16 protein-coding genes are annotated in these 21,720 nt (G+C 49.8%); all 16 read right to left on the bottom strand.

The window, feature by feature from the left end:
- Window positions 1-22 precede the first annotated feature (22 nt).
- A complete protein-coding gene (fba, locus tag KZE55_RS02805; protein ID WP_222259121.1) occupies window positions 23-889 on the bottom strand; it encodes a class II fructose-1,6-bisphosphate aldolase in 867 nt (288 codons plus the stop codon).
- Window positions 890-905: 16 nt separating this feature from the next.
- Entirely contained in the window at window positions 906-1,679 is a 774-nt protein-coding gene (gene tpiA / locus KZE55_RS02800; RefSeq protein WP_222259119.1) for a triose-phosphate isomerase, read from the bottom strand.
- A 15-nt stretch (window positions 1,680-1,694) separates the two neighbouring features.
- Window positions 1,695-3,470, bottom strand: coding sequence for a right-handed parallel beta-helix repeat-containing protein (locus KZE55_RS02795; RefSeq protein ID WP_222259117.1), 1,776 nt, complete (start codon window positions 3,468-3,470; stop codon window positions 1,695-1,697).
- A gap of 22 nt (window positions 3,471-3,492) precedes the next feature.
- Complete coding sequence (ppsA, locus tag KZE55_RS02790; protein ID WP_222259115.1) at window positions 3,493-5,874, bottom strand: phosphoenolpyruvate synthase; 2,382 nt, start codon at window positions 5,872-5,874, stop codon at window positions 3,493-3,495.
- A gap of 349 nt (window positions 5,875-6,223) precedes the next feature.
- Entirely contained in the window at window positions 6,224-7,162 is a 939-nt protein-coding gene (gene whiA / locus KZE55_RS02785; RefSeq protein WP_222259113.1) for a DNA-binding protein WhiA, read from the bottom strand.
- A 14-nt stretch (window positions 7,163-7,176) separates the two neighbouring features.
- Window positions 7,177-8,163, bottom strand: coding sequence for a gluconeogenesis factor YvcK family protein (locus KZE55_RS02780; protein ID WP_222259103.1), 987 nt, complete (start codon window positions 8,161-8,163; stop codon window positions 7,177-7,179).
- A gap of 14 nt (window positions 8,164-8,177) precedes the next feature.
- Window positions 8,178-9,047 (bottom strand): RNase adapter RapZ, encoded by an 870-nt coding sequence (gene rapZ / locus KZE55_RS02775; RefSeq protein WP_222259854.1) that lies wholly within the window; start codon window positions 9,045-9,047, stop codon window positions 8,178-8,180.
- 162 nt (window positions 9,048-9,209) lie between these two features.
- Window positions 9,210-9,641 carry a 2-thiouracil desulfurase family protein gene (locus KZE55_RS02770; protein ID WP_261313293.1) on the bottom strand — a complete coding sequence of 144 codons (432 nt, stop codon included), beginning with the start codon at window positions 9,639-9,641 and terminating at the stop codon, window positions 9,210-9,212.
- 253 nt (window positions 9,642-9,894) lie between these two features.
- Window positions 9,895-12,759: an excinuclease ABC subunit UvrA gene (uvrA, locus tag KZE55_RS02765; RefSeq protein ID WP_222259101.1), complete on the bottom strand. Its 2,865-nt coding sequence runs from the start codon at window positions 12,757-12,759 to the stop codon at window positions 9,895-9,897.
- Between the two features lie 14 nt (window positions 12,760-12,773).
- Window positions 12,774-14,819 (bottom strand): excinuclease ABC subunit UvrB, encoded by a 2,046-nt coding sequence (gene uvrB, locus KZE55_RS02760; RefSeq protein WP_222259099.1) that lies wholly within the window; start codon window positions 14,817-14,819, stop codon window positions 12,774-12,776.
- Window positions 14,820-15,023: 204 nt separating this feature from the next.
- Complete coding sequence (locus KZE55_RS02755) at window positions 15,024-16,751, bottom strand: phospho-sugar mutase (RefSeq protein ID WP_222259097.1); 1,728 nt, start codon at window positions 16,749-16,751, stop codon at window positions 15,024-15,026.
- Between the two features lie 119 nt (window positions 16,752-16,870).
- Window positions 16,871-17,803: a thioredoxin-disulfide reductase gene (gene trxB / locus KZE55_RS02750; RefSeq protein WP_222259095.1), complete on the bottom strand. Its 933-nt coding sequence runs from the start codon at window positions 17,801-17,803 to the stop codon at window positions 16,871-16,873.
- A 135-nt stretch (window positions 17,804-17,938) separates the two neighbouring features.
- A complete protein-coding gene (gene galU / locus KZE55_RS02745; protein ID WP_222259093.1) occupies window positions 17,939-18,847 on the bottom strand; it encodes a UTP--glucose-1-phosphate uridylyltransferase GalU in 909 nt (302 codons plus the stop codon).
- A 62-nt stretch (window positions 18,848-18,909) separates the two neighbouring features.
- Window positions 18,910-19,926 (bottom strand): NAD(P)H-dependent glycerol-3-phosphate dehydrogenase, encoded by a 1,017-nt coding sequence (locus KZE55_RS02740; protein ID WP_222259091.1) that lies wholly within the window; start codon window positions 19,924-19,926, stop codon window positions 18,910-18,912.
- 16 nt (window positions 19,927-19,942) lie between these two features.
- Window positions 19,943-20,764 carry a prolipoprotein diacylglyceryl transferase gene (gene lgt, locus KZE55_RS02735; RefSeq protein WP_222259089.1) on the bottom strand — a complete coding sequence of 274 codons (822 nt, stop codon included), beginning with the start codon at window positions 20,762-20,764 and terminating at the stop codon, window positions 19,943-19,945.
- Window positions 20,764-21,717, bottom strand: coding sequence for an HPr(Ser) kinase/phosphatase (gene hprK, locus KZE55_RS02730; RefSeq protein ID WP_222259087.1), 954 nt, complete (start codon window positions 21,715-21,717; stop codon window positions 20,764-20,766). Before hprK ends, lgt begins: the two co-directional genes overlap by 1 nt.
- Window positions 21,718-21,720: the final 3 nt, after the last annotated feature.

Raw genomic sequence — 21,720 nt, 5'->3', positions numbered from 1 at the left:
TTATTCTTCCTCCACAAGTTGATTAAGCGACCGCGGGGGTCCCCAGCCACTCGATCATTTCCTTCATCTTATTGGTAATTGCTTCCGTCCCCGGTAAGAGCAACTTCCGCGGGTCATATCCCTTGTGGTCCTTGTCAAGGTCGCGGGCCGCCTCAATATAGGCCCGGGTGGCATCTTGAAAGGCCAACTGGAACTCAGTGTTGATATTCACCTTTGCAATTCCCATTGAAATTGCCTTTTGAACCTGTTCCTTGGGGATTCCTGAGCCGCCATGCAGGACAAGGGGAATATCAACAGCATCCGCAATGGCAGCGAGGCGGTTAAAGTCCAGGCCCCGCCAGCCAGCGGGATAGATTCCATGGATATTACCAATTCCACACGCCAGCTTGTCGACTCCCAGGCCGGCAAACGCCCGGGCATCCTCCACTGAAGCCAGTTCCCCACTATTAGTGTCTTGGTTCTCACCAACCTTGCCGATTTCGGCCTCGACGGAAATTCCCCGCTGGTGGGCCGCACGGACGACTTCCTTTGTCCGCGCATAGTTCTCCTTTACCGGTAACTTATGTCCATCATACATCACTGAGGAGTAACCGAGTTCAATACATTTCATGGCGGCATCATAGTCACCATGGTCAAGGTTCAAAATTACCGGGACTGTAATGTTCATCGCGTCCATCTGGTCAGCAACCATGTCACGGACAAACTTAAAGCCGCCCATGTACTTTGCCGCTCCCATTGATACCTGGACCAGGACGGGCGTCTTAGTTTCATTTGCTGCCCGTAAAATTGCCCGAGTCCACTCCAAATTATTTATATTATAGGCCCCGACCGCGTAGTGCTTTGCCCGGGCGTCCGCAAAAATCTTGTTACCATTATCAAAGTATGCCATTATGTTATTTCCTTTCTTACATCACATTTGAAACTGGTTGTTGCCAGTTCACCATTTCCAAGAAGTCATCGGGCCGCAAGCTAGCACGACCAATAAGGGCACCATCTACATCCGGTTGGGCCATGATGGCACTAATATTTTGCGGATTTACGCTTCCCCCATAGAGAATCCGTACCTGGTCGGCTAGCAGGCTACCATACAGGTTACAAACGGTTTGTCGAATCCGCTGACAGCCCTGCTGAGCAACCTTGGGATTAGCGGTTTGGCTACTGCCCACTGCCCAACTCGGTTCATAGGAAAGGACAATCTTTTGAAGGTGGGCCGGTGCCACATCCCTTAAGACCCCTTTCAGCTGGTCAAAGACGTAGTGAATTTCACCATTGACCTCTGCCTGGACCATCTTGTCATCGGTACAGATAATTGGGGTAATTCCTGTCGTCAGCGCCGACCGGACCTTTTGGTTGATAATCTGGTTGTCTTCATGAAATAAACGCCGGCGTTCCAAGTGCCCCAGCATGACATAGGATGCCCCGGCATCCGCCAAGGAACGGGCACTAATTTCGCCCGTATACGGTCCCGCCAGTTCACTAGCAGCATTCTGGGCAATAATTTGGAGGTTGGTACCCCGGGCAGTCTGTTTCATGCTCGACAGGGCCACCGCCTGGGCCGCGATCCCCACTTCTTCATCCGATACTTGGGGAAGGGCAGCCTTAATCTGGTTAATAAAGGCGACTGATTCTTCAATGTTCTTATGCATTTTCCAGTTTGCGATAATAAATGGTTTGCGCATTTTGTCCTCCTTCAGTTAGGCCATTGCCCGAAACAGGCAGGACGTGTATTCAGCCTTGTGGTCTAATGGACCTGGGGTTACCCGGTAGCCTTCCCGGTGATGGCCAGCGAAGTCAGTATCAATTGTCCGTGCTGACTTCTGTCCCACCATGGTGAGGAGACGACAGATGTCTTCAGCTAATACTTGACTTAGGTCTCCCTTCAAGAAAAAGCCCCGACGCCGGTTTTCAACCACTAGCTTGACCGGACGCGTAGTACCAACAAAGCAGTTCCCTTCCTTATTAGCATTTAGCCGGACCAGCTGGTTATCGCGGGTGGTAAAGAACTTGTTTGGCCCTTCTGCTTGACCCAGCTTTTTATGATGTTGGTCGACCTGTTTACCAATCAATGCCTTCATCGCAGAACGCAATTCCTTCTTAACAAAGAGGTTGTTGTAAAAGTAGGAGGTCAACTTATTTTGCGCGTCCCCCTGGTTGATACGGTGGTAAAGCAAGTCACCGGACTGCTCAGCCTGGTTGGACTGCCAGGCAACTCGTCCATTAATAAGGTTGTGAGTTAGCAGAATTTCATAACTTTCCAGACGAAGGGCACAGTCTGACAGAAGGAAGTTATTATCAATGGTCGTCAAGCCAACTGAATTTTCTACCTGAATATCCTCACCCAAGCGAGCCAACAGGTCCTGCTGATTCTTGTCGGTTAGCTTGAAATCACCGGGTAGGCTATTGTTATACATCAAGTTCCGACTGACCTGCGTCTTTTCTACCCGGCCTCCCAGCCAGATTCCCCGTGTGCAGTCGTGGATACAGTTTCGCAGGATCTTAGCACCAATTGCCGGAAGCAGGTTAATGGCACTGACGGTTTCACCAACGAGGTTAAAGCGGGTATTGATGCGGAAGAAATGATTGTGTTCAATTACTGGTGCTGGGTTGCCATCAACCCCCAGGACCCCGGCCTGACCACAGTCAAAGATCCGGTTGTTCTTAATGTAATGCTTAACGGGGTGACCTTTTAGTTCCTTGTCAGCTGGCACTACTGGGTAACGTCCCAAGGAAATTCCGGCACACTTAGCGTGGGAAACATTACAATTCAAAATTTTCCACCCCTGGGCATGGTTAGTCCCGACTACCGCTTTGTTATAGTCGTCCCCGGCCCACCGACTAGCGGCTTTAGTCAGGGTAAAACCGGAGAGTACTAGGTAGTCAATCTGTGCTTGTTGGGGGTAGAAACAGGTCTCCCGGAAGGTTACTTCCACGTTGGACCGGTTCGGATCCTTTCCCTGGAAGTTAGCGTAGATAACCGTCGTGTTCATCTTCTGGTCCTGGCATGTATACCAAACATACTGCCGTTCTGGATTTTGGTTGATTGTGCCCATCTTCGGTGCCTTAACCTTAGCCAGACTATCGACCTCGTAAAGGGCCCGGTTATTCAAGAAGACTTCCCCGGTATGCTGGAAGTCGCCATCTGTCTGAACATGGGTCGTGTAGGGATTATACTTACCGAAACGCTGGTTAGCAATCACCGTCCGCCAAACATCGACCCCGACCGGTTCCCAATCGTTGATCTTTTCGGCCCCAGTGATGATCGTCAGGTTCTGTTTCACTGCTTGGTAAAGGATGGGCTTATCCTTAGTCCCCGTAAAACGCGGATCAACACTTTCCCGATAAACACCGGGCATTACCTTAACGAGGTCTCCAGGACGGGCAATAGCGGCTGCTTCCTGGATGCGTTTGAATGGCAGTTGCTTTGTTCCGTTTCCATCGTGTTCAGCATGGACATCAACATAAATTTGCATTTTTATTTTCCTTTCTTCTGTTTTACCAGTTAATTTCATCAACTAATTGCCGGCCCCGACCAGTCGCCTGGTCGAGAAGGATTCGTTGCTCAAAGTGGGCCACGTTTTTCTTCGTTTCCTTGACCATATCCGGGTTGACGGATACGTAGTCAATCCCGCTGCGAATCAGGAACTCAGTGAATTCAGGGTATTCCGAAGGGGCCTGACCACAAATCGAAACCGTTTTGCCATCGCGGTGAGCAACCGTGATGAGGTGGAAGATGGCCCGCTTAACTGCTAAGTTCCGTTCGTCAAACAGTGACGAAACGGTGTCATTATTGCGATCACAGCCAAGGATTAGCATCGACAGGTCATTGGAACCAATCGAGTAACCATCAACATAACGGTTGAACTGATCCGCCAAAATAATGTTGGACGGGATCTCTGCCATCATGTAAACCTTGAAATCGGCACTCCGTTTCAGACCGTTCTTAGCGATTAGTTCAGTTATCTTGGCCATTTCATCGACCGTCCTGACAAAGGGAATCATGACGTTCAGGTTGGTCAAGCCGAGTTCCGTTCGGACCTTCTTCACCGCCGCTAATTCGAGTTTAAATGCTTCAATAAAGTGGGGATCATAGTAGCGAGCCGCGCCCCGCCAGCCGAGGAGGTCGGCAGGTTCATGCGGTTCGAACTCTTCTCCGCCCTTTAAGTGGCGGTACTCACCGGACTTGAAATCTGAGAAACGGAGGATCATTGGCCGGGGTGCCATCGCCCGGGCAACCTTAGCAATTCCAGCAGCCAGACCATCGACGACCTTCTCTGGATGCCCCGTCTTGATTAAGTAGAGGGGGTGCTCATGAATGGCGGTTGTCCAGATGAACTCTTCCCGCATCAGACCGATCCCATCCGCTGGCAGACTAGCATACCGCTTGGCGAGGTCGGGATCACCCAGGTTCATCATTACGCGGGTAGCTGTCGGGGCAAAGTATTCGACTGCCGCTGTAGATGCTGCAGGTGTTTGCTCTTTTGGTGCCAGTTCCTTCATGAGGTCCCCAGCATAGACAACCCCATTTTTGGCATCTACCGTCACCTGATCACCATCGTGGAGGATATCCATCGCAGCGGTCCCACAAGCGGCAGTCCCAACCAAGCAAGGGATCTGCATTTCCCGCGAAACAATCGCCGCGTGACAGGTCATCCCCCCGTTATTAGTGATTATAGCTGCCGCCTTCTTCATCGCGGGAACCCAGTCCGGTGACGTCATTTTGGTCACCAGAACCTCGTCATTTTGGAAATCATCAATATCCCGCGGGTCGGCAATTACGTGAACCTTCCCGCTGGCTAAACCGGGGCTGGCTGGTAATCCCTTTAGAATTGGCTGGGCATTTTTCATCTTTACTTCCCCCGTTTCTTTCTTTTCCTTTTTTTTGTTTGACCACACCGTCTCCGGGCGGGCCTGTACTAGCCATAACTTGTTGGTTGGTCGGTCGAGGGCAAATTCCATGTCCATATAGCAGCCATAATGTTTTTCAATCTGCTTAGCATAACCGGCGAGTTCTTTGACTTGGTCGTCAGTAAGGGCGGCCTGCTTTGCCCGGTCGGCTGGTACCTTCCGTTCATAGGTTCCACTACCGGGTCTTTGTAGGAGTTCAATTGGCTTGTTAGTGATTGTGCGATCAATAATTTTGCCGCTGTCCTTATCGATAACGTAATGGTCTGGGGTTACCTTACCCAGTACGATGTATTCACCTAGGCCCCAAATAGCATCAATTACCATCTGTTGGTCATTTCCGTTCGCCACGTTAACTGAAAACATGATTCCGGCTGCCTTAGAGAAGACCATCATCTGGATTGCGGCTGATAAGGCCACCTTCTCGTGGGGAAAATGCTGCTTATGCCGGTAGTAAGTTGCCCGGTCTGTAAAGAGCGATGCGTAGCACTCCTGGACCTTCTTGACCACCAGGTCGGCGCCCTGAACATTGAGGTAGGTTTCCTGCTGACCCGCAAATGAGGCGTTCGGCAAGTCCTCGGCGGTGGCACTAGACCGGACCGCCACGAAGGGATTCGTTTGCTCCATCTTGACCGCCAATTGCTGGTATGCTTTTTTTATCGTCGTTGCTAACTCGGCGGGCATCTCCGCATTAACAATCAAGGAGCGAACATTTGCACATACCGTATGCAGTTCATCTGTATCCTCGTAGTCCTTGATCGTCGCTAGCAATTGGTTAATTTGTTCGTTCAAACCAGTTGCCGCCATAAATGCCTTGTAAGCATGGGTCGTTGTCGCAAAGCCATACGGTACCGGGATTCGAGTCGCCGAGGTCAATTCTCCTAGAGAGGACGACTTACCACCAACGAGGTCTACATCCTGGCGATGCAATTCATCAAACCATAAAACATCCTTTTGCTCTCGCTCTACCATTGCGGCATCTCCTTTTCTTGAGTGTGCTTATTTCCTAACTGGTATTTGCCAAACTGTCAACCATATTCTTTAAAAGTGTCTATTTGGGCAACGGTTTGCACTGGCGTGATGATACGACAGAGAGATTAGTAAATTTTTCTTTTTTACCCCCTTTTTACCAGCACTTGTTCATTTATTAATTTGGATTCTTTTCCAAAAGCATTAATTGGTATGGCTAATTTTGCTTTATTTAACAGCAAAATAGATAAATTGGTCTAATAAACAGGGCGTAATAAGGCAAAAAAAGACGTCATGGATTTGGTAAAATTCCCTATCCATGACGTCTTTTAAAAGGTGCCCTGAGTAATTATTAAATTGTCTTGCTCGTCCGTAGCTCATCAGCGTACGCATTCAACTTCCGCAAGCGGTGGTTGACCCCGGACTTCGAAATGGGCCCGCCAGGAACAAGCTGGCCAAGCTCCTTTAGGCTAACCTCCTGGTGGTTCAGCCGTGTCTGCGCAATCTCGCGAAGCTTATCCGGTAGGCTTGCCAACCCAACCGTGTTCTCAATCAACTTAATATTTTCAATCTGCCGGGTTGAGGCGTTGGCGATTTTGTTCATATTGGCGTTTTCACAATTAACCAGCCGGTTGACTGAGTTCCGCATGTCCCGAACGATTCGGACGTTTTCAAACTGGAGCATCGAATTTGTCGCCCCAATGAGGGACATGAAGTTAGCAATTTTTTCGGCTTCCTTCAGGTAAACGATGTAGCCACTTCGTCTGGCCGTCGTTTGGGCGTTCAGGCCGAACTTATTCATCATCTGGGCAATCATCTCGTTATGTTCCTCGTACAAGGAATAAATTTCCAAGTGGTAACGGGAAGTCTCCGGATTATTAACTGATCCTCCAGCAAGAAAGGCCCCCCGTAAGTAGGAGCGGACCATCCATTCGTCCTTCAGCAATTCTACCGGTACCCGTTCCTTGATCTGCAGGTTCTGTAAGATCCCCAGGTCATCCAGTACCCGCTGAGCAGAGTAGCGAAGGCGGACAATGTACTGGTTGTTCTTTTTCAGTTTCATCTTCCGGCGAACCACAATGTCACTCTCCACGTGGTAAAACTGCTTCAGTAAGGAATAAATTCGCCGGGCAATTGCCGGGTTCTCCGTTTGAATATTAAGGACCAGCTGGTGGTTGGCAATAGCAATACTACCGTTCATCCTAATCAGCGCCATCAGTTCCGCCTGCGCATTCTTTTGGTGAACCTTGATCGACGTTAATTCCTTCTTGACATCACTAGCGTATGACAAGGCGGTCACCCCCTTTAATCGTGGACTTCATGCAAGCGATTCATTAATTCAGCAACGACCCGGTCACGGTCATGAAAGGCCCCGTTATCCTTTAGCCGCAGGAAATTCGAGCTGATTACCCGGCAGCCCTGCTGGCGCAATCCTTGGAAGTCGTGGCCGACCGGCTGGGAAATTTCATTCCACTGCTTGAAGTCCAAGTAGTTCTTCGGGACTGGCTGGATATTTACCAGGACAGTATCAATAAAATTCTTTCCCAGATGGTCATTTAAGACCCGGACGTGGTCGGCATCAGTAAAGTGGTCCGTCTCACCTTTTTGGGTCATGATATTACAAATATAGACGACCTCAGCCTTACTCTCACAGATTGCATCGCCAACCTCCTTGATCATCAAATTAGGGAGGATACTGGTAAACAGGCTTCCCGGCCCGATTACGATCTGATCAGCCTCATGAATCGCCTGGATGACTTCGGGAACTGGTTTAACCGGGTGACCATCCTGGTCGTTTGATGGGGTGACCCAGACCCGCTTGATCTGCTTATGAGCAGCGGAGATTTCCGATTCCCCGCTGAGCTTTGTTCCATCGGTAAACTCCGCATTCAAAGTCAGTGGCTCATTAGCCACCGGATAAATGTGACCCCGAATCCGCATCATACTGGACAGTTCTTGAACGGCTGGGAAGATACCATCCTTCATCTCCGAAAGAGCAGAGATAATTAGGTTACCGATAGCGTGACCAGCAAAGAACTGGTCCGAGCTCCGGAAACGGTACTGGAAAACATCCAATTCCAGCTGGGGCAATTCCGACAAAGCCACCAGGACATTGCGGATATCACCAGGCGGGACAACGTTGATGTAATTGCGCAAAATTCCTGACGACCCACCATCATCGGCAACGGTAACAACGGCGGTCACGTCCGCATCCTGGTCCCTCAAGCCACGCAGGATGACGGGCAACCCCGTTCCACCACCAATCACCACTATTTTCGGTTTATGGAACATTAAATCTCTCCTTCCTATTTGGCCTTGTCGGCATCACGATGGTACAAGTTAACATGGTACCCAGCAGTCTGAAGGTCCTTCGCAAGTTTGTTGGCAATTGTCACTGAGCGGTGTTGCCCCCCGGTACAACCGATGGCGACCGTTAAACTGCTCTTCCCTTCCCGAATGTACCCTGGTAGGGCATTCTTCAAAAGAGAGAGGAGATGGGCATAAAACTCCTGGGCCCCCTTGTTTTTCATCACGTATTCCTGGACCGCCCGATCATTCCCGGTCAGGTGCTTGAGCTCCGGAACATAGAAGGGGTTCGGCAAAAAACGCACATCCATTACAATATCGGCATCCAAGGGGAGCCCGTATTTAAAGCCGAATGACATGACTTCGACGAAGAAGTTGCTACCCTCACCATGACTAAAGAGCTTATTAATCCTTAACTTAAGGTTCCGCGGGGTTAGATCAGTCGTATCAATGATTACGTCTGCCCGACTTTTTAACTCGGTTAACAGTTTTCTTTCCCGTTCAACCCCATCCAAGATTCTTCCCTGGCGTGCAAGGGGGTGCAGACGACGCGTTTCTTCATAGCGGGAAACCAGGGTAACGTTATCAGCGTCAAGGAAGAGGACCCGGACAGCCAGGTCATCGCGCTGGCGTAGCTTTTTCAAGCTTGGTAAAACCTGGTCATAGAAACCGCGGGAGCGTAAATCGGTAACCATCGCAATTTTATTGAATTCCCCCGATTCTTCAATCACGTCAACGAACTTTTCAGCTAAACTGGGCAACATATTATCAATCACGAAGTAGCCAAGGTCCTCAAAGTTGTGGATGGCCAGTGTCTTGCCGGCACCACTCATTCCAGTGATGATTACGACTTTCATTTTCTCCGTCATCATCAATCCCCTCTCCTCTTAATACAATACTTAGCAATTGTAACACATCGTGCCGGGCGTGTCCTCTCCAGACTCCTTTATGACCGTAAATTATCGTTTTCCAGCAGGTCGACCGTCCCCTGGTCTAAATAGGGCCGCAAAGTGTCAATGGTCAGGTCTTCATCACCGAACACCGTAAATCCCCCTTTGGTGGAGCAGGGCCGCCGTAACGCCCAAGCCAGGTATCCGCTTGCCAGAGAAGGAACCGTCATAGACGAGCTTGGTTCCACAGGCAGGACTCTTTTGCTTTAGAAAGGCCACATGAACATCATTATTCTGGGCAATCTGCAGGACCCGGTGGGCGCTTATTAGGTAGCGTTTTGTAACGTCGATCCCGTCACGGTTAACTACCCGGGCGCGACCAGCAAGGACGTCATCCCCCGTTCCGCCCTGAATCTCCGCTGGGGTGCGGGGGGTCTTCAGCCCGCTCATAATCTCTGGACAAACCGTAATTGCCTTTCCTAACGCCACCAGTTTGACTGCTAAGTCATTCTGCGCGTTCCCACCATCGTAGCGGACGTTAAAGCCCGCTAAACATGCACTGATTAAAATCATTTTTAGGCCCCCCTGCCATTAAAAAACAAGGTGACTGGGAGAAAAATATTTTTTCTCGCCAGCCACTCTTGCAACTCCGAATATTATAACGTAGTTACGGGAAACCAAACAGGCTAGCTTCATGTCGTAAGCGCGTCCCTCGCGTCTAGCGTGGCACCAACTACGAACGGAGGTCGACGCTTTCAGCGGCAACCTCCGTCCTATGCTAGCCGTACGGGACGCCAAGGAGCTTATTTCTCGGTCTCTTTTATACTTACTTTTTCTTCTTTGCTGCCCGCTTTTGGGCCCATTTACTGTCCCGTTCTAGCATTTTTTTCAGGTACTGGCCGGTATAGCTTTCCTTAACCTGGGCCACTTCTTCAGGTGTTCCGGTCGCCACAACGTAGCCACCGGCGTCCCCACCTTCTGGTCCCAGGTCAATCAGCCAGTCGGCCGACTTGACCACATCAAGGTCGTGTTCAATTACCAGTACGGTGTTGCCAGCGTCGACTAGTCGTTGGAGAACACTCAGCAATCGTTTGATATCGTCCATGTGTAAACCTGTTGTCGGTTCGTCGAGGATATAGAAGCTCTTCCCGTGAGATTGACGGTGCAGTTCGGCTGCCAGCTTCATCCGCTGGGCCTCCCCACCAGACAAGGTTGTTGCCGGTTGGCCTAGGTGAACGTAACCGAGGCCGACGTCCTCAATTGTCTGCAGTTTCCGCCTGATCTTTGGAATTGCACTGAAGAACTTGAGGGCCTCAGACACCGTCATATTCAGTACCTGGGCAATGTTCTTTCCCTTGTATTCCACTTCCAGGGTTTCGGAATTGTAGCGGGTACCGTGGCAAACCTCACACGGGACGTAGACATCTGGCAGGAAGTTCATCTCAATCTTAAGAATCCCATCACCATGACAAGCTTCACACCGGCCACCCTTAACATTGAAACTGAAGCGGCCCTTGGTGTAGCCCCGCACCTTCGCCTGGTTGGTCTGGGCAAAGAGTTCGCGAATATCATCAAAGACACCGGTATAGGTTGCCGGGTTACTGCGGGGGGTCCGCCCAATCGGTGACTGGTCAATGTTAATCACCTTTTCAATATTCTTAATTCCACTAATTGAGCTGTACTTTCCCGGCTTAGCGGAATTATGGTTAAGTTTTTGGGCGAGGACCCGCTTGAGAATCAGGTTGACCAGGGTCGACTTTCCGGAGCCGGAGACCCCGGTGACACAGATGAACTTACCCAGCGGGAAATCAACATCAATTTTCTTCAGGTTATTAGCACAGGCCCCCTTCAAAAGCAGGTGCTTGCCATTACCCTGGCGGCGCTTTGTGGGTACCGGAATAAACTTTTTACCCGCTAGATACTGGCCAGTCAGGGATTTACGTGACCGCATGATCTGCTTCGGAGTACCGGCGGCCATGACTTGACCCCCGTTTTCACCGGCGCCCGGACCAATATCAATGATGTAGTCGGCTGCCCGCATCGTGTCTTCATCGTGTTCAACCACAATCAGGGTATTTCCCAAGTCACGCATGGCCTTTAAAGATGAAATCAAGCGATCATTATCTCGCTGGTGGAGACCAATCGATGGTTCATCAAGTACGTACATTACTCCGGAAAGGTTGGAACCGATCTGGGTCGCCAGTCGAATCCGCTGGGCCTCCCCACCAGAAAGTGTTCGGGCCGACCGGCTAAGTGTCAAATACTCAACCCCGACGTTTTTCATAAAGGTCAGCCGGTCAAGAATCTCCTTCAGGATGGGACGAGCAATCTGTTCGTTCTGTTCCGACAGCTTAACCCCCTTGAAGAAGTTAATTGCCTTGCTGATTGAGAGGTCAGAAACCTGGCCAATATTTTGTCCGTCAATCTTGACGGCCAGTGCCCGCTGATTTAGCCGGTAACCGTGGCAAGCTGGACACGGTAACTCGGTCATGTATTTGCGCATTTGCTCCCGGGTAAAGTCGGAATTGGTTTCCTTATAACGGCGGCTAACATTATTAACGACCCCTTCAAACGGGACATCGACGTCACGGACACCCCCAAAGTCATTTTCGTAGTGAAAGTGGAACAGCTTGTCACCATTCCCGTAAAGAACCTGCTTCTGCTGTTTCTTGGGCAATTTGTTAAACGGTGTGTCCATGTCAATTCCCACCGACTGACAGAACTGGGCTAACAGGGCCGGGTAATACTGGGATGAGATGGGGTTCCACGGAACCATTGCCCCTTCATTAAGGGTCTTTGTTCGGTCGGGAACAACCAGGTCAACATCGACCTCAAGCTTTGAACCAAGGCCCTCACACTCCGGGCAAGCCCCCATTGGCGCGTTAAAGGAAAATAAACGGGGTTCCAGCTCGCCAACCGTAAAGCCGCAGATTGGGCAGGCATACTTCTCAGAAAACGGAATCGGGTCGCCCCCGATGACATCAGCGATTGCGTACCCACTACTCAAGCGCAGGGCCGCCTCAAAGGAGTCAAACAGGCGGGACCGAATACCATCCTTTACAATGATTCGGTCAATCACCACGTTAATGGTGTGCTTCTGGTTCTTATTAAGTTCGGGGACCTCATCTAAATCATATGTCTCACCATCGACCTGAACCCGGACAAAACCCTCCCGCTTGATGGTTGCGAGGACTTTCTTCTGGGTTCCTTTCTTAGCCTGCACAACTGGTGAGAGAATTTGCAGACGGGTCCGTTCGGGTAATTCAAGGACCCGGTCCACCATCTGTTCGGCAGACTGGCTGCTAATCGGAATGTGGTCGTTTGGACAGATAGGCGTCCCCACACGGGCCCAGAGGAGACGAAGGAAGTCATTGATCTCCGTTACCGTCCCCACGGTCGACCGGGGGTTGTGGGAAGTTGTCTTTTGGTCAATTGAGATTGCTGGTGAAAGGCCATCAATCGAGTCAACATCCGGTTTATCCATCTGCCCCAAAAACTGCCGAGCGTAAGCGGATAGACTCTCCACGTACCGGCGTTGCCCTTCCGCATAAAGGGTATCAAAGGCCAGCGAGCTCTTTCCTGATCCCGATAAGCCGGTGATAACTACCAACTTGTTCTTCGGAATCTTAACGTCAATATTTTTCAGGTTATGAGCCCGGGCCCCATGGATTATGATCTTATCATTTGCCAAGAAGTATCTCTCCTTTACTTAACCTTTCGACCAAGTTTGGTCTTCTTCTTCGTCATCTGGGCCTTTAATTCCATTACCGTATCACGCAGGGTAGCCGCTTGTTCAAAGTCGAGTCGCTTAGCTGCCGCCTGCATCTGCTCAGTTAATTCAGCGACCATCTTTTGTTGAGCATCCTTAGATAACTTGGCAAAGTCCTTGGTCGTAAACTCGCTCTCGTCTTCCTTTTTGCCGGTGTCTTCCGTCTTCTTCGTTGCCGATATGGCCTCTTGAATTGGCTTGACGATCGTGTGCGGCGTGATGTGGTGTTCTTCGTTATACTTCATCTGAATAGACCGCCGCCGCTTGGTCTCGTCGATTGCCTTCTGCATTGACTCGGTTACCGTGTCGGCATACATGATAACTGCACCATGTTCGTTTCTGGCGGCCCGCCCAATCGTTTGAATCAGGGACCGCTCATTCCGCAGGAAACCTTCCTTGTCCGCATCGAGGATGGCAACCAGGGAAACCTCCGGAACGTCTAATCCCTCCCGGAGAAGGTTGATTCCGACCAGGACATCAAACTTACCGAGACGGAGGTCACGGATGATTTGTGTCCGCTCCAAGGTCTTGATGTCGCTGTGCAAGTACTTTACCTTTAAGCCGAGGTCCTTCAGATAGTCCGTCAAATCTTCGGACATCTTTTTAGTCAGGGTTGTCACGAAGACCCGCTCATGGCGTTCAACCCGCTTGTTGATCTCACCGACCAAGTCATCAATCTGGCCCATTACCGGCCGGACTTCAATCGTTGGGTCCAGAAGACCAGTTGGCCGAATGATCTGTTGGGCAATGTGGTCAGTCTGGTTCAACTCATACGGTCCGGGAGTTGCCGACATGTAAACCACCTGGTTGACCCGCTGCTCAAATTCACCAAGCTTTAGCGGCCGGTTGTCAAGGGCACTGGGTAAACGGAAGCCATAGTCGATCAGCATCTGCTTCCGCGCCCGATCTCCGTTGTACATCCCCCGAACCTGCGGCATCGTCTGGTGCGATTCATCAACTACCAGCAGGAAGTCTTTTGGGAAGAAGTCCAGGAGGGTAAATGGTGGTTCCCCAGGCTGGCGGCCATCCATATAGCGGGAATAGTTTTCAATACCGTTCGTATAACCCATTTCCCGCATCATCTCAATATCATAAGTGGTCCGCTGTTGAATTCGTTCGGCCTCCAAGAGCTTCCCCTCGTCGGTAAACTTCTTGACCTGCTTTTTCATGTCCTCTTCAATTTCTGGAAGGGCCCGGTCCATAATTTCATCACTGGTCATAAAGTGGGTAGCCGGGAAAATGGAGACCTTATCACTGTCGCCAATAACTTCACCGGTGAGGGCGTCCACTTCTCGAATCCGGTCGATTTCATCACCAAAGAATTCAATTCGCAGGGCCCGTTCGTCACGCGAGGCCGGGAAAATTTCCACGACGTCACCATGGACCCGGAAACGGCCCCGTTGAAAGTCGATGTCATTCCGGTCAAACTGGATGTTGACGAGGTCGCGTAAGAGTTTATCACGCTCAATCTGCTGACCAACGTGAAGGGAAATAACACTATTCTGGTATTCCCGGGGGTCCCCCAAACCGAAGATACTGGAAACTGAGGCCACGACAATCACGTCGTTTCGTTCCAGCAAAGAAGTCGTGGCGGCATGACGGAGCTTATCAATTTCGTCGTTAATTGAAGCGTCCTTTTCAATGTAAGTGTCACTGGAAGGAACGTAGGCTTCTGGTTGGTAGTAGTCATAGTAAGAAACGAAGTATTCAACCGCATTGTGGGGGAAAAACTTCTTCATTTCGCCGTAAAGCTGTCCAGCCAAGGTTTTGTTGTGGGACAAGATCAAAGTCGGCTTATTCACGTTAGCAATTACGTTGGAAATGGTAAATGTTTTCCCTGTCCCGGTGGCCCCTAACAGGATTTGAGCCTTATCACCGTTTTGGATTCCCTTGGTTAACTGGGCAATTGCCTCCGGCTGGTCCCCGGTTGGTTGATAATCGGAAACAAGTTCAAACTTTTTATCTGGTTGTCGATAAATCACAAAACTTTCCTCCCCAAAGCCAATTTCACTTTATTTACGAATGATCTAAATGGTTGATTTCTCAGTCATTTATCCCCTTTTGCACCATTTAAGTTTATCATGCAAACATGCATTCGTCTATTAATCTGCAAGCTCAAAAAAGCGCCAGTATCCGGCGGTAAACCGTTTACTGGCGTCATGCTTTTATTCAATTGGCGAGACGATTTACTCTTCAGCGAATGCCTGCAGAGCCTTTTCAAATTCAGCAAGTTTAGCATTGGCCTTATCCAGTGAATCATCGCTTGTTCCAATATAGAACTTCAGTTTTGGCTCCGTTCCTGATGGCCGGATAGCAATCCAGGTCTCATCGTCAAGCAGGTAGCGGAGTACGTTTGATTCTGGAATTCCCAACTCACTCACTTGGCCGTCAGCAGTTGTCTTGGTCCCCTTGGAGAAGTCTTCAGTAGCAACAACCTTGTGACCCGCAAAATCAGCCGGTGCTTCCTCCCTAAACTTCTTCATCAGTCCCTGAATCTTTGCCGGACCGTCAACTCCAGCGTAAGTATTGGCAATCGTCTTTTCACGGAAGTATCCGTACTTCTTGAAGAGTTCTTGCAAGCCATCGTACAGGGTCATATTCCGGCTCCGGTAGTATGCGGCAACCTCAGCCAGCAGGGTCAGTGATTGGATAGCATCCTTATCCCGAACAAATGGCTTAATCAGGTAGCCATAACTTTCTTCAAAACCAAACATGAAGGTGTGGTCGGCCTTCCCAGTTTCGTATTGGTGAATCTGGTCCGCAATCCATTTGAACCCGGTCAAAACGTTGATCATTGAAACACCATAGCTTTCCGCAATCTTAGCAGCAAAGTTAGTGGAAACAATTGACTTAACGGCGGCTGCGTTCTTTGGCAAAGTTCCCGCCTGCTTGTGGGCTTCCAGGATGTAATGCAGCATGATCGAGGCAATCTGGTTCCCCGTCAGCAGTTGATATTCACCGTTTGGTTGGCGAACGGCGCACCCTAAACGGTCAGCATCCGGGTCAGTCGCAATTAAGACATCAGCGTCAATCTTTTTGCCGAGCTTGATTGAACGAACAAATGCTTCAGGGAATTCTGGATTGGGGTGCTTCAAACCTGGGAAGTCACCATTTGGTTGAGCTTCAGTTGGCTCAATCGTAAAATTGGTAAAGCCAGCTTGCCGCAGCGCCCGTTCACCAAGCATCCGACCAGTCCCACACAGTGGTGTGAAGACGAACTTCATATCCTTGCCATATTCCTTTGCCAGTTCAGGGTTAACCGTAACTTCCTTGGCGTGTTGTAGGTAAGCGTGATCAACATCTTCACCCATTACAGTTTCCAAACCATGATTTAACATTTCCTGTTCATTCGCAAGCTTGATGTCAAAGATATCATCAATCTTGCGAATGTAACCGGTCATCATATCGGATTCCTTTGGCGGCATCTGCCCACCATCTTCACCATAAATCTTGTAGCCGTTATATTCCATTGGGTTGTGACTAGCAGTGATCATAATCCCGGCATAGGTCTTGTTGTGGCGAACAGCGAAGGAAAGTTCAGGAGTTGGCCGGACGTTATCGTAAATGTAAACTTTGATTCCGTGAGCCCCTAATACTCGGGCAGAATCATGGGCAAATTGGTAAGAGTTATGACGAGAATCATAACCAATTGCTACCCCACGTTGCTTGACTTCATCCCCCAGTGATTCCATCAGGGTTGCCAATCCCTCGGTAGCCTGACGAACCGTGTAGATGTTCATCCGGTTAATGCCGGGACCCATCAGTCCCCGCATTCCAGCAGTACCAAATGACAGTGGGCCATAAAAGGCGTCCTCAATCTCCTTGTCATCGCTCATTGCGTCTAATTCTTGCTTAAGCTTAGGATCGAGGTCGGTCCGTTCTTTCCATACTTGGTAGGTGTCTTTCCAGCTCACAATAAAGTCCCCTTTACTTCTTTAATCTGTAATCAGTATACCGCATCTTGGGGCTGATGCGTGCCTTTACTATATATTTTACTAAACTTTTACTAAGCAAATAACTCACCGCCAATTTCTTATTTTAGTCCCTTAATGTATTGATAGACCTGCTGACCAGCGATGGCACCGTCACCAACGGCCGTGGCAATCTGGCGGAGCGGAGTCTCACGGACATCCCCAATTGCGAAGATGCCAGGAATAGCCGTCTTCATCGTTGAATCCGTCTTGACCCAGCCATCACTATCAAGGATACCAAGATCAGTAAATGGCTTGGTCATTGGAATGTTACCGACGTAAATGAAGATCCCGTCGGCGGCCATCTCCTTATTTTCACCAGTTTGGTTATTGTGGGTCTTGACCCCCCGCACCTTAACGTCGTCACCAACGATTTCGGTGACACTGGTGTGGTATACGAAGGTCATCTTATCATTCTTAGCTGCTTCATCCTGAAGCATTGGTTGCGCGCGGAGTTCTCCCCGACGGACCAGCACCGTTACCTTAGAAGCCAGTTGTGTCAGGTACAACCCCTCCTCAACAGCCGAGTCACCCCCACCGACAACAACTAAGTGCTTCCCCTTAAAGAAAGCACCGTCACAGACAGCGCAGTAGGACACGCCACGACCACTAAACTGTTCTTCACCGGGTACCCCGAGTTTCCGGTGATCAGATCCCGTGGCAATCACAACGACCGGAGCAGTAAAGGTATCGCCCATGTCCGTGGTAACTTCCTTTAGCTGCCCATTCGTAGCAATCTTAGTTACCGTCCCGTAAGCATATTCGGCGCCAAATTGTGTTGCCCCCTGGTACATCTTCTCTGCCAGTTCGGGCCCTTGGACATCTTTGAAGCCGGTGTAGTTGACGATGGAAGCCGTATTGTTCAGATTACCGCCGTAAGCTCCCCGGTCTAGCATCACCACTTTTAGGTTTGCCCGGGATGCGTAAAGGGCCGTCGTCATCCCACCGGGGCCCGCGCCAATAATAATTACATCGTATTTCTTGCTTTCTGCCATTTTCCTTCCTCCTCGCCTTTTTACTATCGTTATCATACCCGAGCAGGGAAATATTGTCTAGAATTTTGCTTATTAAAAGTAAGAGACCGGCGGATTACTATTCGTCAGCCTCTTACTTTTAATAATGTATCAGGATTACTTCTTAGCCTTCTTATCTTGGGCCGTCAACTTGGCACCCAGGTTCTTGATGTAATCTCGTAATTCATCCTTAACTTGTGGGTGGTTAAGGCCGTATTCAATGTTGGTCTTAATCCAGCCAAACTTATTACCAACGTCGTAACGGTCACCCTTGTATTCACGGGCAAAGACACGTTGAGTTTGGTTCATCGTGTCAATGGCATCGGTCAGTTGGATTTCGCCACCCTTGCCCGGCTTGGTCTTTGCCAGCACATCAAAGATTTCAGGAGTGAAGACGTAACGACCAATGATAGCCAAATCGCTCGGTGCGTTCTTCGGGGCTGGCTTTTCAACAAAGCTAGTGACGTTGTACAGACCAGGGGTAACTTCCTTGCTTGGGTTAATAACACCGTACTTGGCAGTATCTTCGTGTGGAACCCGCATAACCGCCAAGGTGGAAGCACCAGTCTGGTGGTAGCTTTCAATCAGTTGCTTGGTCAATGGTTCACCATTGTTGTTGATGTTGTTAAGGTCGTCACCTAGCATTACAACAAAGGGTTCGTCACCAATGAAATCCCGAGCCGTTAATACAGCATCTCCTAAGCCCCGTGGGTGGGATTGACGAATGAAGTAGATGTTGATATCGGTCGTTTCTTCAACTAGCTTTAGCATCTCGTCCTTATGCTTAGACCGCAGGTTATCTTCCAGTTCGGGATTTGAATCGAAGTGGTCTTCAATTGACCGCTTGTTCTTGCCGTCGACAACAACAATGTCTTCGATTCCTGACTTCCGGGCTTCTTCAACAATAAATTGAATGGTTGGCTTATCAACAATTGGCAGCATTTCCTTAGCAAGTGCCTTAGTTGCGGGAAGAAAACGGGTCCCTAAACCGGCAGCAGGAATAATTGCCTTTCTAACACGTCTCATAACAACATAATTCCTTTCATACTTCAGTTTCTCTCAAATCTTCAGTATGTATTTTACCATACTTATTCGTTTTCTGATGTCAAGTCACGGTCCATTAACTGATCAATCGCCGTCTTAATTGACTTACCGTTATATAAAACATCATACAGGGCCTCAGTGATGGGCATCTTGACTTGCCGTTTCCGGCTCAATTCATAAGCAGCCTTGGTCGTGTAGACTCCTTCAATCACCATGCCCATGTTGGCAACCACATCGTCCAACTTTTGACCCTGCCCCAGCTGGTAGCCAGCTCGCCAGTTTCGTGAGTTCTTACTCGTCGCGGTAACGACAAGGTCACCCACTCCGGACAAGCCAATAAAGGTCATTGGGTTAGCCCCAAAAGCAACGCCTAAGCGACGAATTTCCGCTAGTCCCCGGGTAATTAACGCTGCCCGGGCATTATCGTGGTAACCCAGCCCCTGCAGAGCACCAGCACCAATGGCAATGATGTTCTTTAGGGCCGCACCGAACTCGGCACCGATAACGTCATCGTTGGTGTAGACCCGGAAGTAAGAATTACTGAAGAGCCGCTGGACCTTTTGAGCCGCTGCCAGGTCAGCACTTGCCGCGGTAACCGCCGTCATATCCTTAATAGCAACGTCTTCAGCGTGACTCGGCCCGGAGAGGACAACAATGCTAGCCCGGTTTTTTTGAGCAATTTCCTCTTCAATCATCTGTGAGGGCCGCTTGTAAGTACTTTGCTCTAATCCTTTGGTAGCATGAATAATTAACGGCCGTTGGCCCAATTCGGCAAGGATGGTATTCAACTTACCGGCTATCTGGCGGAGGCCCTTGGTTGGAATGACAATCAGAATAACGCCGGCATCTTTTACCGCTACCGTCATGTCCGTGGTAGCAACCAGTTTATCAGAGTATACAAGGTCCTTCATGTATTCCGGATTAACGTGTTCGTTATTCAACTGGTCGACCTGGGCCTGGTTGCGGGCCCACAGCTTGACATCATGACCATTTTCCACCAACATATTTGCCAATGTACTGCCCCATGAGCCAGCACCTAAAACCGCAATTTTTTCTGCCATAATTATTCTCCTCAATTTAATTCTTGTTACTCGACCAATACCACGCTGGCTTCGCCTTTCGCCGCCGCACTACCATAATCACAGGGGCACTAACGAAGAAAAGTACTGACAGGACCTGAGAAATCCGGAGGGAACCTAACATTAAGCTATCCGTACGCATTCCCTCAATTACGAAGCGCCCTGCCGCATACCACATTACATACGAAAGGAATACCTCGCCCCGTTTAAAAAGATGGGGACGGTGGCGCAGAAGCATCAGAAGTGCGAAGCCGATTAGATCCCAAAGTGACTCGTACAGAAATGTCGGTACCCGGTAAGCACCGCCAACGTCCATCTGCTGGATAATCCAGTTCGGGATGTGTTGGGCAACCAGCGCCGCCCTCGTCGTTACCCGGCCAAAAGCCTCCTGGTTCATAAAGTTACCCCACCGACCAATCCCCTGGGCCATTATCAGGGCCGGGGCAATGACATCAACCATTGTCCACATCGACAAATGTTGGGCACGGCAAAAGCAGTAGAGAGTCAGGAAACCACCAATTATCGCGCCATAGATAGCGATCCCCCCATCCCAAATTGCGATTATTTCACCGGGATGGTGCACATAATAAGGCCACTGGAAAGTGACGTAGTATATGCGGGCACAGATGATTGCCACGGGAATCGCCCACAGGAGGTAATCGTAAAAGTAATCCTCCGCGATTCCCTGCCGCTTACCTTCCCTAATGGAAAGGGCCAAAGCAAGCACGACCCCGCAGGCAATAATTACCCCGTACCAGTGAATCTCCACCGCGCCGAACTTCAGTACGATCGGGTTAAGGGCCCCAGAAAACGTTGCCATTATTTTCCCTGCTCCTTACTGTCGCGGGCGGAGTTTTGCTTGATCAACCGGTTAAGTTTTTCATCAAACGTCTTAGTAGCATCGTAGCCCATTGTTTCGGCACGGTAGTTCATTGCTGCGGATTCAATGATAATTGCGAGGTTCCGCCCGGTCTTAACAGGTACCGAGACCTTCGGAACAATTACTCCTTGAATTGTTTGGTTATCACCCCGGTCACCAAGACGATCAAACTTAACATCAGGTGTCCAGGTTTCCAGGTGGACAATTAGGTTGATGTTGTCCTCGGGCATGATTGCCCCGGTTCCGTAAAGGGTGGACACATCAATAATCCCAATCCCCCGAATTTCCATCAGGTGTTGGAGAATCGCTGGGGCAGTCCCAACCAGTGTCTGTTCGTCTCGGGCATAAACTTCTACCCGGTCATCGGCAACTAACCGGTGTCCCCGCCGAACCAGTTCCAGCGCGGTTTCACTCTTACCGACACCGGAATCACCGGTAATCAGGACACCAACCCCACTGATGTCTACCAGTACCCCGTGGAGTGACTTCCGGGGAGCTAGGCGACCCAACAGGTACGAGGTCATGTTACTGAGGATCTGCGATGACGTCAGGTGGGTCCCTAGAATGGGAATCTTAGCATATTCAGCCGCCTGCTTCAGCTCTGCCGGAATCGGCAGGTTGGTAGAAATCACAAAACACGGAGTCTGGGGGGTACACATCCTAGTCATATATTCAGTCATTTGGTCATAGCTAAGGTCCTTGGAAAAGGAGATCTCCGTAATCCCCAGGAGTTGAATCCGCATAGCTGGATAGTGCTTAAAATAGCCAGCAAACTCAAGGGCCGGCCGAGAAATGTCACTGGTCGTAATTGTTCGACCTAAGTAGTCGTTTCCCTGTAAAACTTTTAATCTTACTTTATCAACTAATTCTTGAACGGTAACATGGTTTGCCATGTT

Origin of the sequence: Limosilactobacillus panis, from assembly GCF_019797825.1 — a bacterium.
Classification (GTDB): Bacteria; Bacillota; Bacilli; order Lactobacillales; family Lactobacillaceae; genus Limosilactobacillus; species Limosilactobacillus panis_A.
This window is presented reverse-complemented; position numbering and strand designations above follow the sequence as displayed.